Annotated in this window: 10 protein-coding genes; 8 read left to right on the top strand and 2 right to left on the bottom strand. The window is 61.5% G+C overall.

Annotated features, from left to right (window positions below; genetic code table 11):
- Positions 1-93: 93 nt before the first annotated feature.
- The 8 genes from LJU29_RS18890 to LJU29_RS18925 are packed head-to-tail and all read left to right on the top strand — an operon-like array spanning position 94 to position 11,842.
- On the top strand, positions 94-1,053 hold the full coding sequence (locus LJU29_RS18890; RefSeq protein WP_002554476.1) for an AAA family ATPase: 960 nt from the start codon (positions 94-96) through the stop codon (positions 1,051-1,053).
- A 4-nt stretch (positions 1,054-1,057) separates the two neighbouring features.
- The gene (locus LJU29_RS18895) at positions 1,058-2,002 is read left to right on the top strand and encodes a DUF58 domain-containing protein (RefSeq protein WP_057454426.1); all 945 of its coding nucleotides are present in this window, start codon (positions 1,058-1,060) and stop codon (positions 2,000-2,002) included.
- Complete coding sequence (locus LJU29_RS18900; RefSeq protein ID WP_004660770.1) at positions 1,999-2,493, top strand: DUF4381 domain-containing protein; 495 nt, start codon at positions 1,999-2,001, stop codon at positions 2,491-2,493. The genes LJU29_RS18895 and LJU29_RS18900 overlap by 4 nt, the downstream gene beginning before the upstream one ends.
- Positions 2,486-3,544, top strand: coding sequence for a vWA domain-containing protein (locus tag LJU29_RS18905; protein ID WP_257111050.1), 1,059 nt, complete (start codon positions 2,486-2,488; stop codon positions 3,542-3,544). Before LJU29_RS18900 ends, LJU29_RS18905 begins: the two co-directional genes overlap by 8 nt.
- Positions 3,541-5,259, top strand: a complete 1,719-nt coding sequence (locus LJU29_RS18910) for a VWA domain-containing protein (RefSeq protein ID WP_257111051.1) — start codon at positions 3,541-3,543, stop codon at positions 5,257-5,259. Before LJU29_RS18905 ends, LJU29_RS18910 begins: the two co-directional genes overlap by 4 nt.
- Positions 5,256-6,914, top strand: coding sequence for a BatD family protein (locus LJU29_RS18915; RefSeq protein WP_257111052.1), 1,659 nt, complete (start codon positions 5,256-5,258; stop codon positions 6,912-6,914). The genes LJU29_RS18910 and LJU29_RS18915 overlap by 4 nt, the downstream gene beginning before the upstream one ends.
- A 42-nt stretch (positions 6,915-6,956) precedes the next feature.
- Positions 6,957-8,201, top strand: coding sequence for an exonuclease SbcCD subunit D C-terminal domain-containing protein (locus LJU29_RS18920; RefSeq protein WP_122358999.1), 1,245 nt, complete (start codon positions 6,957-6,959; stop codon positions 8,199-8,201).
- Positions 8,198-11,842, top strand: coding sequence for an SbcC/MukB-like Walker B domain-containing protein (locus LJU29_RS18925; RefSeq protein ID WP_257111053.1), 3,645 nt, complete (start codon positions 8,198-8,200; stop codon positions 11,840-11,842). Before LJU29_RS18920 ends, LJU29_RS18925 begins: the two co-directional genes overlap by 4 nt.
- Before the next feature lie 287 nt (positions 11,843-12,129).
- On the opposite strand, the gene LJU29_RS18930 is transcribed toward LJU29_RS18925, so the two are convergent.
- Both LJU29_RS18930 and LJU29_RS18935 read right to left on the bottom strand, forming a co-directional pair.
- On the bottom strand, positions 12,130-12,324 hold the full coding sequence (locus LJU29_RS18930) for a hypothetical protein (RefSeq protein WP_004665916.1): 195 nt from the start codon (positions 12,322-12,324) through the stop codon (positions 12,130-12,132).
- A gap of 175 nt (positions 12,325-12,499) precedes the next feature.
- Complete coding sequence (locus LJU29_RS18935) at positions 12,500-13,672, bottom strand: lactonase family protein (protein WP_005755046.1); 1,173 nt, start codon at positions 13,670-13,672, stop codon at positions 12,500-12,502.
- Positions 13,673-13,742 lie beyond the last annotated feature (70 nt).

Genomic DNA, 13,742 nt, shown 5'->3' on the forward strand with positions numbered 1-13,742 from the left:
CGTTAGTCGATACCTGCCTGGATGGATTAAAGTATCGCCCCCAGCTCAGCAGTCACCAGACACAGCTGATTACCCTGCCAGGAACCGTCACCGATGGAACATCGTGAAGCGCTGATTGCGCTGCGAACCTTTCTTTCAACGCAGATCCTTGGCCAGGAAAAGCTGATCGAACGTCTGCTCATCGCCCTGCTTGCCGACGGTCACATGCTGGTCGAAGGCGCACCCGGCCTGGCCAAGACCAAGGCCATCAAGGAACTGGCAGAAGGCATCGAAGCACAGTTCCACCGCATTCAGTTCACCCCCGACCTGCTGCCTGCCGACATCACCGGTACGGAAATCTATCGCCCGGAAACCGGCAGTTTCGTATTCCAGCAAGGGCCGATCTTCCACAATCTGGTACTGGCCGACGAAATCAACCGTGCGCCGGCCAAGGTTCAGTCAGCGCTGCTCGAAGCCATGGCCGAACGCCAGGTGAGCGTGGGCCGCAGCACCTACGACTTGTCACCGCTGTTTCTGGTCATGGCCACCCAGAACCCCATTGAGCAGGAAGGCACCTACCCGTTGCCCGAAGCCCAGCTCGATCGCTTTCTGATGCACGTCAAGATCGGTTTCCCGGATGCCGCCGTCGAACGCAAGATCCTGCAACAGGCGCGTGGCGAAGCCCTGAATGGCGAAACCAAGCCGGAACGCCGTGTCAGCCAGCAGGCGATCTTTGCCGCACGCAAGGAAATTCTCGGCCTGTACATGGCCGATGCGGTCGAGGAGTACCTAGTGCAACTGGTCATGGCCACCCGGACCCCGGCCAAGTTCGACCCGGAGCTGGCCGAGTGGATTGCCTACGGTGCCAGCCCGCGTGGTTCCATTTCGCTGGACCGCTGCGCCCGCGCACATGCCTGGCTGGCCGGACGTGACTTCGTCAGCCCCGAAGACATTCAGGCAGTGCTGTTCGATGTATTGCGCCACCGGATCATCCTGTCGTTCGAAGCCGAAGCTGCCGGTATCGATCAGGATCGCGTGATTCAGCGCATCCTCGATGTCGTGGCCGTCGCCTGAGCCCATGCAACCCTACCTGATCCCCCAGCCGGGCATCCGCGTCAGCCTCAGCGAGCTGATCGAAATGCGTCATCGGGTGCGGGAAGTGCAGCTGTTCTCTACGCCCAGCCAACGCAGCCCGTTGATCGGCCTGCACCACTCCAAACTGCGCGGGCGCGGCGTGGATTTCGATCAGGTGCGGGTCTATCAGGCTGGTGACGACGTGCGCAGCATTGACTGGCGCGTGACCGCACGCACTCAGGAGCCGCACACCAAGCTGTTCCACGAAGAACGCGAGCGGCCGATTTTCATTCTGGTGGAGCAAAGCCGTCGACTGTTCTTCGGCTCCGGCCTGATGTTCAAGTCGGTACTCGCGGCCCAGGCTGCCGCGCTGATCGGCTGGGCAGCGCTGGAACACAACGACAGGGTCGGCGGGCTGGTGTTCGGCGATAACGAGCACTACGAGATCAAGCCCCGACGCAGCAAACAAAGCCTGTTGCAGTTGCTCAACCGACTGGTGCGGGTCAATCAGTCACTGCACACCGAGATCCCGGCAGACCGCGATGCCTTCGGCACTGCGCTGCGTCGCGCCCGGGAAGTGCTGCGCCCTGGCAGCCTGGTCATCGTTTTGTGCGACGAACGCGCCCTTTCCGATGCTGCCGAACAACAGTTGAGCCTGCTGTCACGCCACAGCGACCTGCTGTTGCTGCCATTGTCCGACCCACTGGACCGCGCGCTGCCCGCTGCGGGCCTGCTGCGCTTTGCCGAACGCGGCGCGCAGCTGGAACTCGATACCCTCAACCCCGAACTGCGCCGCGCCTACCGGCAGCAGGGCGAAGACCGCTCTGCGCGCTGGGAATTGCTCGCGCAGAAACTGCGGGTATTGCTCATGCCCTTGAGCACCCAGGCGGAACTCGTTGAACAATTGCGCGAATACCTCAACGCAAAGCGTCCGGTGACGCGCAAATGAATCCGCTTGATCAGCTCGAGCCGCTGATTGCTCCCGAGGCCGTCGGCTTTTGGCCGCTTGCCCCAGGGTGGTGGCTGCTGCTGTTGCTGATCCCGGCAGCAGGCTGGGGCCTGTGGCGTTTGCGTGTACTGCTGCCAGTCAAGGCGCGCAAGGTTCGCAGCGAACAACCGCTGGACCCGGTTCGCCTCGCCGCCCTGGCGGAACTCGCCAGCTTGCCCAAGCCCTACGATGGCGCTCCGGCAGGTGCCTGGCTGCAGCAGATCAACGGCTTGCTCAAACGCCTGTGCCGCAACCATTATCCGCATAGCCAGAGCCACACGCTGAACGGCCGCAAATGGCTGGCATTCCTCGACAATCGCTGTCCGGCGGCAGGCCTGACGCGCTGGATGATTCTGGTCGAAGGTGCCTACAAGCCCGAGTGCAAGCTGGACGACAAGGCGATCACCGGGCTGACTCAGGCGGTCGATACCTGGATCCGCAAACATGTTTGAGTTCGTCTGGCCCTGGGTTTTCGCCCTGCTGCCGCTGCCGTGGCTGATGCGTGCCCTGCTGCCCATGGCGGACAGCGGCGAGCCGGCGCTCAAGGTCAGTTTTCTCAGTGAACTCGAAGGGCTGAGTGGACGCCGCACCAAGGCCAATCTGCCGGTCTGGAGACAGCGTGCGCCCTTTCTGCTGATCTGGCTGTTGCTGTTGATTGCCACCGCGCGACCGCAATGGCTGGGCGAGCCACTGCCAGTGGCTGCCAGCGGGCGCGACCTGCTGGTGGCGGTCGACGTGTCCGGTTCCATGGACTACCCGGACATGCAGTGGAAAAGCGATGAAGTCAGCCGACTGGTGCTGGTGCAACAGTTGCTCGGTGACTTTCTCGAGGGCCGCAAGGGCGACCGGGTTGGTTTGATCCTGTTTGGCACTCAGGCTTTTGTCCAGGCACCGCTCACCTATGACCGGCGCACTGTAAGGGTCTGGCTTGACGAGGCAAAAATCGGTATTGCAGGCAAGAACACTGCGCTTGGCGATGCTATCGGTCTGGGCCTGAAACGCCTGCGCCTGCGCCCGGCCACCAGCCGCGTGCTGGTGCTGGTCAGCGACGGTGCCAATAACGCCGGTCAGATCGATCCGATCACTGCCGCACGGCTGGCTGCCGAAGAAGGCGTAAAAATCTACCCTATCGGTATTGGCGCGGACCCCGACAAGGACGCGCTACAAAGCGTCCTCGGCCTCAATCCGAGCCTTGATCTGGACGAGCCGACGCTCAAGGAAATCGCCAGTCTCAGTGGCGGCCAGTATTTCCGTGCTCGCGACGGCGACCAATTGGAAAAGATTCGCGCCACCCTGGACAGCCTGGAACCGGTTGCCCAGCAACCCACCCAGGCACGTCCGGCGCAGACGCTTTATCAATGGCCGTTGGCAACAGCCCTGCTGTTGAGTGTGCTGCTGGTGCTGCGTGAACTGTGGCCAAACAATGCGCTGCAACGCCTGCTGACTGTCGTGCGCTCCGTCAACTGGCGTGAGCGCGTCAAAAGCCTCTGGAGGTCGCGATGATCGCCTCTCTGTGGCCGCACTGGTTTCGCCCCGAGTGGCTGCTGATCCTGCCGTTGCTGGCGCTGTTGATCTGGCGGCTCTGGCATCGGCAGAAACGCGCCGGACGCTGGCAAATGCTTCTGCCGACCCATTTTCATGCCGTCCTGCTCAACGGTGGGCGCGGCAGCAATAGCAAACTGCCGTGGGTCGCACTCGGGCTGGCATGGCTGCTGGCGCTTTTCGCGTTGCTGGGCCCCAGCTGGCAACGCGTCGAACAGATCAGCCAGAAACCGGTCGATCCGCTGGTGGTGATACTTGAACTCACCCCGCAGATGCTCGCCACCGACACTGCGCCCACCCGCCTGGAACAGGCGAAACGCAAACTGCTGGACCTGTTGCAAAAGCGCAGCGATGCGCAGACCGCCATCGTCGTCTATGCGGGCAGCGCGCACACGCTGGTGCCGCTTTCCGATGACCTGGTCACCAGCCATAACCTGCTGGAAGCCATCAGGCCGTCGATCATGCCCATGACCGGCCAGCGTGCCGATCTGGCGGTCCAGAAAGCCCTGCACCTGCTGAAACAGGGCGCACTGGGCCAAGGGCGAATTCTGCTGATCACCTCTTCACTGAGCGAACAGGAACGTCAGGGCATCCGTACGGCGTTGCGCGGGCAATCGCCGCCGTTGCTGATCCTTGGCATCGGTACGGCTGACGGCGCGCCGGTCATGCAGGAAAACGGCAGCCTGCTCAAGGACGACCAGGGCGCCATTCTGGTGTCGCGCCTGGACAGCAACAGCCTCAACGAATTCGCCGATCAGGTCGGCGGCAGCTATCGTCAGGCACGAGGCGATGAAGAAGATTTGCGCAGCCTTGGCCTGCTGGCCAGCCCCCAGCACATGAGCAGCGACGGGCAGGTCGTGCAACTCGATACCTGGGCCGATCAGGGCCACTGGTTCCTGCTCCCGCTATTGTTGATCGCAACCCTGGCTGGTCGGCGCGGCTGGCTGTTCTGTCTGCCGCTACTGTTCATGTTTCCGCAAAACAGCCAGGCGTTCGAGTTTCAGGACCTGTGGCTGCGTCCCGATCAACAGGGCCAGCGGCTACTGGAACAGCATCGGCCAGCCGAGGCCGCACAACGCTTCGAAGACCCGCGCTGGAAGGGCATGGCCTTTTACCAGGCGGAAGACTACGTCAGCGCCGCCCAGCAGTTTGCCGAAGGCAACAGCGCCGCCGACCATTACAATCGCGGCAATGCCCTGGCGCGCAGCGGCGAACTGGCGGCAGCACTGGATGCCTACGAACAGGCCCTGGACCGCCAGCCGGAGTTTCCCGCTGCACAAACCAACCGGGCGCTGGTACAAAGCCTGCTGGACAAGGCCGATGTCCAGAAGCCTGCCGAGGATGAACAGAACAAGGCCGATCAGGGCGAAGAAGGCCAGCAAGCGTCACAGGACCCCAACAGCAGTGCATCGCCAGCCGATCAGAACCCGTCCCGCTCGGATCAGCCCGGTGCCAGCGAGAGCCTGCCGCCAGACGTCAGCGGTCAGGCCACCTCAGGCGAATCGACGGACGACGAGCAAACTACCCGCCCACCGCTCCAGGCCGCAGACACCCCTATTACCGGCGAGCGGCGTCAGGAACTGGAACAGTGGCTGAGGCAGATTCCGGATGATCCGGGCGAACTGCTGCGGCGCAAATTTCGCTACGAACAGCAACATCAGGAAAAGACCCGATGAGTCGCGTGTACACCTTATTGATCGGCCTGCTGCTGAGCCTGATCAGCTTGTCATTGCAGGCTGCGCAACTGACCGCCAGCGTCGACCGCACGCGCCTGAACGCCGGGGAAACTGTCGAGTTGACGCTGGAAACCGATGATGTCACCCAGTTTGGCAAGCCGGACATGAGCGCTTTGGAGAGCAGCTTCGAGGTGCGCGATACGCGTCAGCTCAACAGCCTGAAAACCCTGGACGGCAGCAGTCAGGCCACCACTCGCTGGATCGTTACCCTGCTGCCTCGCGAGACCGGCAGCGTGTTGATCCCGTCGTTGCAACTGGGTGAGCTGAAAAGCCAGCCACTGACGCTACAGGTTCTGCAAAGCGAGCCCCAGGACCCAGGCAGCCATCTGGCGTCGATCTTCATCGAAGCGAGCCTTGATCAGGACAGCGTCTATGTTCAGGCCCAGACCGTGCTGACCCTGCGCGTCTACCACTCGGTGTCGCTGTTCGACGACAGCAGCCTGAGCCCTTTGCAAGTACCGGACGCACGGGTCGAAAAACTGGGTGATTCGCGCACCTACGAAAAGCTGATCAATGGTGTGCGTCATGGCGTGATCGAAACACGCTACGCGATCTATCCGCAGCAAAGCGGCGTGCTTAAGATACCGGCACAAGTGTTCAGCGCTACGCTGGTGCAGACGCCTGCCGAAGGCTCGCAAGGCCAGGAGGCCAACCCGTTCGGCCCGCAACCAGGTCGATCGGTACGGGTCAAGTCCGCCGAAGTGCCGTTGACCGTCAAACCCAAACCCGTCGACTACCCGGCTGATGTCGCCTGGTTGCCGGCGCGCAGTATCAGCCTTGAAGAAAACTGGAGCCCGGAGCCCGGCACCACTCAGGTCGGCGATTCACTGACCCGCACCCTCATACTCAAGGCCGAAGGCCTGGCCGGTGCGCAACTGCCACCCTTGCCGCCCACCGAAGTGCCCGGCCTGCGGCGTTATCCGGATCAGCCACAGTTGCGCAACCTGCCCAGCGAACGCGGCCTGATCGGTACCCGTGAAGAACGCGAGGCGCTGGTGCCAACCCGCGCCGGGGCAATTGACCTGCCTGCGGTTGAAGTGACCTGGTGGAATACCCGTGAAGATCACCTGGAACACACCAGCCTGGCCGCACGTACCCTGCAGATCAGCAGCAACCCCGGCCTGGCAGTGGACACGCCGGTGAACAACGACATGAGCGGCGTGACGGTGATCGGCGCGCCGGTCTGGCCGTGGCAACTGAGCACGCTATTGCTGGCCTGCACCACCTTTTACGGTTTCGCCCTGTGGTGGCGGGCCCGCGGGCAGCCGGCAATCGCCCGGGCCGTGCAGACCGGGCCCAGCCCGCGTACCGTCCTGGATGACCTCAAACGCGCCTGCCTGGCCAACGACCCTCAAGGCACCCGTCAGGCACTCGACGCGTGGGCACGCCAGCAGCCGGAAACCCTGGCCGAAATGGCCGCGCGTTTCGTGCCGCTGTCCGATGCACTGGACGGTCTGAACGGCGCGCTTTATAGCGAAACCGGCAAGCTGTGGCTGGGTGAAGACCTCTGGCGCGCCGTGCGCAAGCTGCCTGCCGCCGAACATATCAAGGACCCGGCAGGCGATGCCGGGTTGCCACCGCTGTATCCCAAGTGAGGATGCAGCTCAGGCAACACCTCTACACGACAAGGTAAACCAATGCGTCTGTTTCACACCTCTGACTGGCATCTGGGTCAGAACCTGCACGGTCAGGAGCGGGATTTCGAACACACCTGCTTTCTGACCTGGCTGCTGGCCCGTCTGGCCGAACGAAAACCTGATGTACTGTTGATCGCGGGCGACATCTTCGACACCGTCAACCCGCCGGTCAAAGCGCAGGAACGCCTGTACGACTTCATCGTCAACGCCCATGAACGGCAGCCGCTGCTGACCATCGTGATGATCGCAGGCAACCACGACTCCGGCTCGCGTATCGAACTCCCTGCACCCCTGATGCGCCGTTTGCGCACACACGCACTGGGCAGGGTGATGTGGCTGGACGACGGTGTGCTGGACGCCGAACGCCTGCTGCTACCGTTGCCGGACGCCGAAGGCAACGTCAAAGCCTGGTGCCTGGCGCTGCCCTTCCTGCGTCCTGCCGAGGTCACCGGCCCGACGCTGGGTGACGACTACCTGCGCGGTATTGGTCGGGTTCATGAGCTGCTGATCGAAGCAGCCAACCTCAAGCGCCAGCCAGGTCAGGCACTGATCGCCATCAGCCACGCGCACATGGCGGGCGGTTCGGTCTCGGAAGATTCCGAGCGCAGCCTGATCATCGGCAACGCCGAAGCCCTGCCCGCCAGTCTGTTCGGACCTAGCATCACCTATGTCGCGCTTGGCCATTTGCACAAGCCGCAACGAGTCAATGGTGAAGAGCGCATTCGCTACAGCGGCTCGCCGATCCCGCTGTCCTTTTCGGAAATCAGCTATCAGCACCAGATTCTCGAGATCAATTGCGACGGTGAGACGCTGACCAGTGTCGAGCCGTTGCTCATCCCTCGCGCCGTCAACCTGCAACGCCTGGGGCCTGCGTCCTTGGCCGATTTGCTGATACAGCTCAAGGCACTGCCGGACATCGACCTGCTCGCCGACCCGGACCGCCAGCCGTGGCTGGAAGTGCGCGTGCGTCTTGATGAACCGCAACCGGACCTGCGCAACCAGATCGAAACCGCGCTGCAAGGCAAAGCCGTGCGGCTGGTGCGCATCGGTGCTGAATACGCCGGTAAAGGCAGTGCCGACGGCAACGAAGGTGAAGCCGCCCTGATCGAGCTGGACCAGCTCACGCCTCAGGAATTGTTCAGCCGTGCCTGGCAGGACAACTTCGGTAGCGAGGTCGACGAACAGACCCTGACCGATTTCGCCACGCTGCTGCGTGAAGTCCAGCAGGAGAGCGAACAGCCATGAAAATCCTTGCCATTCGCCTGAAAAACCTTGCCTCGCTGGCCGGGCCGTTTGAAATCGATTTCACTGCCGAGCCGCTGGCCAGCGCCGGTCTGTTCGCCATTACCGGCCCGACCGGCGCAGGTAAAAGCACCCTGCTCGACGCCTTGTGCCTGGCGCTGTTTGGAGCGATTCCGCGGCTGAGTAATATCGGGCAGTCCAAGGTCCCGGACATCGACGGCGACATCACCACCAGCGACCCGCGCACCCTGCTGCGGCGTGGCACGGGCAGCGGTTACGCAGAAGTGGACTTTATCGGCATCGATCAGCGCCGTTATCGCGCCCGCTGGGAAACCAACCGCGCACGCGACAACGCGACCAAAAAGCTGCAGGCCAGTCGCCAGATCCTGACCGACCTGGACAGCGAACAGGTGCTCAGCAACCAGAGCAAGCGTGAATTCGAGCAACTGATCGAGCACCGTCTGGGGCTCAACTTCGAGCAGTTCACCCGTGCCGTGATGCTTGCCCAGAGCGAGTTCAGCGCCTTCCTCAAGGCCGACGACAAGGAACGCAGCGAACTGCTGGAGAAGCTGACCAATACCGCCATCTACAGCCAGCTCGGGCGGCGCGCCTACAGCAAGAGCAAAGAGGCCGAGGAAGCGCTTAAAACCCTCACTGCTCAAGCCAGCAACATCGTCCCGCTGGCTCCGGAGCTGCTGGCCGAACTGGAGCAACGCCTCAACGACGCACAGCAGCAGCTCAAGGCGCACCAGGCACAGCAAAGGCAACTGGAAATCAAACAGCAGTGGCTGATCGAGCTACACCGCCTGCGCGATGAACAGCTTGCCGCGCAGGAGGCGATCACCCGTGCTCAACAGGCCTGGGACGACCAGAGCGGTGCACGTCAGACCCTTGGCCAACTGGAACGCCTGGGCCCGCAACGCCACCGTTTCGCGCGTCGAGTCACGTTGAACGCCCAGCTCAACCCGCTGGCGGAACAGATTCTTCAGCATCAGCAACAGCAGGCTTCGCTGCAAGATCAGCAGCGACAACTGGAGACCCGCCGCACCCAGGCGCAGGCCAGTCTGCTGGAGGCCCAGCAAAACCACAGCAGCGCCAAGCCACTGTTGCAGCAGGCTTTTGACACACAGAACACGCTTAACCACTTGGCTCAGGAACTGACCAAGGTGTCTGACCTGCATCAGCAAACCGGGCAGCTTTGTACTGAGGGTCAGGCCAGCCTGCACATTTTGCTCGACCAGCAGCAACAGGTTTCGCAGCGCCTTGAACGTATTGCCGGGCAGCTGGAGCACAGCAGCGAACTGGCCCCCCTGGCTCAGGCCTGGAGCGCCTGGCGCGACCGGCTGAAATCCCTCACGCTGATCGCCAACCGCCTCAAGCACGGACAGAGTGAACTGCCTGCACTGCAGCAACGTGCCAGCACGGCCGATCAACAGTTGACCGAGCAACGCAACGCGCTGGAATTGCTGTACCGCGAAGCCGATTGCGAAGTGGATGCGGTCACCGAACAGGTACAGATTCTCGGCAGCCTGCTGCAGGATAATCGCAAGCAGCAACGCGCGTTCGAAGACCTGGCTCGTTTGTGGACCAGCCAGCAGGACGTAGACCGGCAACTGGCCGATCTGGCGCAGCAACAGCAAAGCGCTCAGCAGCAACGCGAACAGCTCAACAGCGAAGGCATTCGCGTTCGTGATGAACTGACCGTCGCCGAACAGACCCTCACCGTTACCCGGCAACTGCTGGAACGTCAACGCCTGGCCCGCAGCGCCAGTGTCGAGGAATTACGCGTCCAGCTGCAGGACGACCAGCCCTGCCCGGTCTGCGGCAGCATCGAACACCCTTGGCATCAGCCGGAAGCGTTACTGGAAAGCCTCACGCAGCATGACGACAACGAGCAGGCCAGTGCGCAGAAGGCGGTGGACCAGCTGACCGAACAGCGCAACCAATTGCGCGAGCAGGTTGGCGGCGTGATCGCCCGCCAGAAAGAGCTGCTGCGTCAGCACGAACAGCTCACCCTGCGCCATCAAACCCTGGCACCGGACCTGGAATCTCATCCCCTCGCGGCTCAATTGCTCGACCACGACCCAGGCAGGCGTGACAGCTGGTTGAGCCAGCAATTGAATAACCTGAGCGAAGTCATCACCCGTGACGAGCAACGCCAGGAAGCGTTGCTGACCCTGCAGAAAGACGCCGCCCGCTTGCAGCAGCAACTTCAGGCAGCCACAGAAGCCAGTCAGACTGCGGCGAGCCATGTTGCCGAGCAGCTCAAGCAGCTGGACGTCGACAGGCAGCGGCTGGAGGAAGAACTGAGCGCATTCACGCCGCTGGTCTCGCCACACGTGCTTGAAGGGCTGCGCAGCGATGCATCGGCGACAGTGATGCAGCTTGAGCAGCAGGTGACTCAGCGTCTGGATCAACTTGAACAGCAACACGAAGAACAACAGGAGCAGAGCGAGCGCCAGCAGAAGATCGAAAAGCAACAGATCGAGCAGCAGACTCGCCTGCACCGCCAGACCGAACTGGCGCAGGAAGTCGCCCGGCTAGGCGAGCAGCAACAGGCCAGCCAGCAGGCACTGACCGGCTTGCTGGGCGAGCATGCGACTGCCGAGCACTGGCAACAGGCGCTGGAAAACGCCATCGAGCAAGCCAGGCAAACCGAAAGCTCGGCCGCCGAGGCTCTGCAGCAGATTCAAAGCCAGTTGATCCAGCTGGCTGCCGAACTCAAGTCCGCCCAGCAACAACAGCAATCCTTGCAGCAGGAACTGGCTGAACTTGATGTGCAGATCAGCGAGTGGCGCGGCCAGCATCCCGAGCTGGACGATACCGCGCTCGACACACTGCTGACCTACGATGACGCGCATGTCGAGCAACTGCGTCTGCAACTGAACGCTACCGACAAAGCGCTGGAGCAGGCAAAAGTATTGCTGCAGGAGCGCGATCAGCGCCTGCAACAGCATCAGGCGCAATACAGCGACCTTAGCGACAGCACGCAACTGGCGGCAGCGCTGCAACAGGCCCATGAACAGTCCGCGCTCGGCGAGCAGCAATGCGCCGACCTGCGTGCCGAACTCAGCGAAGATCAGCGCCGTCGCAACGCCAACAGCGAGTTGCAGGCGCGCATCAACGATGCCAATGACGAATACCTGCGCTGGGCACGCTTGGCATCGCTGATCGGCTCGGCCGAAGGCGACAAATTCCGCAAGATCGCCCAAGCCTACAACCTTGACCTGCTGGTCCATCACGCCAATGCGCAGCTCCGGCAACTGGTGCGCCGCTACCGCCTGAAACGCGGCGGCAGCATGCTCGGCCTGCTGGTCATGGACACGGAAATGGGCGACGAACTACGCTCGGTTCATTCGCTGTCGGGTGGCGAAACCTTCCTGGTCTCGCTGGCGTTGGCGTTGGGACTGGCGTCGATGGCCTCCAGCACGCTGCGTATCGAATCGCTGTTCATCGACGAGGGCTTCGGCAGCCTCGACCCGGAATCGCTGCAACTGGCGATGGACGCACTGGACGGCTTGCAGGCACAGGGTCGCAAGGTCGGCGTGATCTCCCACGTACAGGAAATGCATGAACGGATTCCGGTGCAGATCAAAGTGCGTCGTCAGGGCAATGGGTTGAGCACAATCGAGGTGGGTAACTGAAAGACCTGTGACGCGGAGCGTCACGAACGGCATTCCCACGCTGGAGCGTGCGGAACGATAATCTCAACTATCGTGCCGTAGCTCTGGACGCTTTCAACTATCGTGCCGCGCTCCGCGTCGCATGCCGTTCTGGACGCTCTGCGTCCGGTCTTGAATACGCCATCGCCGTCAATGCTTTCGCGAACAGGCTCGCCTGACATTCCGTGCATGGTCTGCCGCGCAGTGGGCAGTAAGTCGCAGGGACCTGTGTTGGCGAACATGCTCGCGAAAGCGTGACGGCTGATGAATCATTGAGCGGATTTGTGATCCAGCGCTGCGTAGAAATTAGCGCTCTGTTGCAGATATTTCGAGGTGTAGGTCTGAGTGTAGGTCTGAGCAGCGTGAGCTTTTTTGTCAGTTACATCGACACTGGCACTGGCTGGAAGCGCAACGCTTGCGGAAACAGCCGATGCAGCAATGATGGAGAAAAGATTGAAATTCATGTCGGTCACCCCTCGTTATCCGGTTAGCGTTTGCTTGAAGTGTTAGCCGTCTTGGCCGTGACTCAAACTTACGCCCGAGGGTGGTTCAGCAGAAATCTTTTGTAGCACTAACCCATATCATCAAGAATGATAACGGCTCCAGCCCTTGTATCTAGAGGGCTGGAGCTGGAAAGGCTTACTTGTCAGTCAGAAAACGCAGATAAGAAGGTGAATCTGCATCAAATTTCTGCACAGTTTCACCGATCTTCCCGCTCTGCGGATCACGGCGCACGGTCACGATCTGGTTGCTCTTCTGATTGGCGAACAGCATGTACTTGCCAGTCGGGTCAAAGGCGAACTCGCGTGGCTCCTTGCCTTCCAGGGAACGGCGCTGAATTTCTTCCAGCTTGCCGCTGGCCTGATCGATACGGAATACCACGACCTGATTCGCGTCACCACGATTGGTCACATAGAGAAACTTGCCGTCCGGTGAGGTGTGCAAGGCACCGCCACCGTTCTTCTCCTGCACACCCTTGTTCTTCATATCAACCAGTTGGGTCTGCTTGAAGACGCCGTCATGGTAGTCAAACACCGCGACCTGCGCCGTCATTTCCAGCACCAGCCAGGCATGCTTGCCATCAGCACTGAACAGGGTGTGACGTGGTCCGGAGCCACCCGGCAATTGCACGGTCGGCTCCTTGGCTGGCTGCAGTGGCTTGGCCTGGCTCGCGTCGTAGCGATACACAAACAGCTTGTCAGCGCCCAAGTCAGCGCTCACTACGTACTTGTCATCCGGGGTCGGCACGGCCAGGTGCACATGTGACGACATCTGCCGCTCACTGTTGACCTTGCTTCCGGGGCCCAACGGCAAGACCTGCACAGCCTCGCTCAACATGCCGTCCTTGCCCACCGGCACCACGGTCAGCGCACCGCCCGGGTCCGGGTTTACCGCATAGTTGGCCACGAACAGGTAACGACCATCGTAGCTCAGGCTGGAGTGCGTCGGTTCTTCACCGCGGCTTTGAACCTGATTAATCGGCGTGATCTGACGGGTTTTCGGGTCGATCGCAAAGCTGCTTACCTTACCCACCACGTCTTTTTGCCCTGGGCCGTTTTCATTGACCGCGAACAGATAACGCTGGTCTCTGGAGACGGTCAGCCACGAGGGGTTTTCGGTTTTGACCACTTGCAGCGGCTTGGCATCGATCATCCCGGTTTCGCTGTTGAAGGCAAAACGATAGATCCCTTCACTCTTGCCTTGTGTGTAGGAACCTATCAGCAATTCAGTATCGGGCATGGCTTGGGCCTGCAGGGTAAACGCGCTCATGGCACTGGCAATCGCCAGCCACGGCAGAAATTTATGGGGCATGGGGGCATCCCTTTTTGTCGAAATTATTGATGCCTGTTACGGCACTGTCGGGTCTATGACAGCGCCAGCC

Source organism: Pseudomonas ficuserectae, from assembly GCF_024584585.1.
Classification (GTDB): domain Bacteria; phylum Pseudomonadota; class Gammaproteobacteria; order Pseudomonadales; family Pseudomonadaceae; genus Aquipseudomonas; species Aquipseudomonas amygdali.

Bases quoted from the DNA above. Each gene is read 5' to 3' on its own strand.
- LJU29_RS18925 (WP_257111053.1), top strand. From the start codon at position 8,198: ATGAAAATCCTTGCCATTCGCCTGAAAAACCTTGCCTCGCTGGCCGGG.
- LJU29_RS18905 (WP_257111050.1), top strand. From the start codon at position 2,486: ATGTTTGAGTTCGTCTGGCCCTGGGTTTTCGCCCTGCTGCCGCTGCCG.
- LJU29_RS18910 (WP_257111051.1), top strand. From the start codon at position 3,541: ATGATCGCCTCTCTGTGGCCGCACTGGTTTCGCCCCGAGTGGCTGCTG.
- LJU29_RS18890 (WP_002554476.1), top strand. From the start codon at position 94: ATGGAACATCGTGAAGCGCTGATTGCGCTGCGAACCTTTCTTTCAACG.
- LJU29_RS18930 (WP_004665916.1), bottom strand. From the start codon at position 12,324: ATGAATTTCAATCTTTTCTCCATCATTGCTGCATCGGCTGTTTCCGCA.
- LJU29_RS18895 (WP_057454426.1), top strand. From the start codon at position 1,058: ATGCAACCCTACCTGATCCCCCAGCCGGGCATCCGCGTCAGCCTCAGC.
- LJU29_RS18935 (WP_005755046.1), bottom strand. From the start codon at position 13,672: ATGCCCCATAAATTTCTGCCGTGGCTGGCGATTGCCAGTGCCATGAGC.
- LJU29_RS18920 (WP_122358999.1), top strand. From the start codon at position 6,957: ATGCGTCTGTTTCACACCTCTGACTGGCATCTGGGTCAGAACCTGCAC.
- LJU29_RS18900 (WP_004660770.1), top strand. From the start codon at position 1,999: ATGAATCCGCTTGATCAGCTCGAGCCGCTGATTGCTCCCGAGGCCGTC.
- LJU29_RS18915 (WP_257111052.1), top strand. From the start codon at position 5,256: ATGAGTCGCGTGTACACCTTATTGATCGGCCTGCTGCTGAGCCTGATC.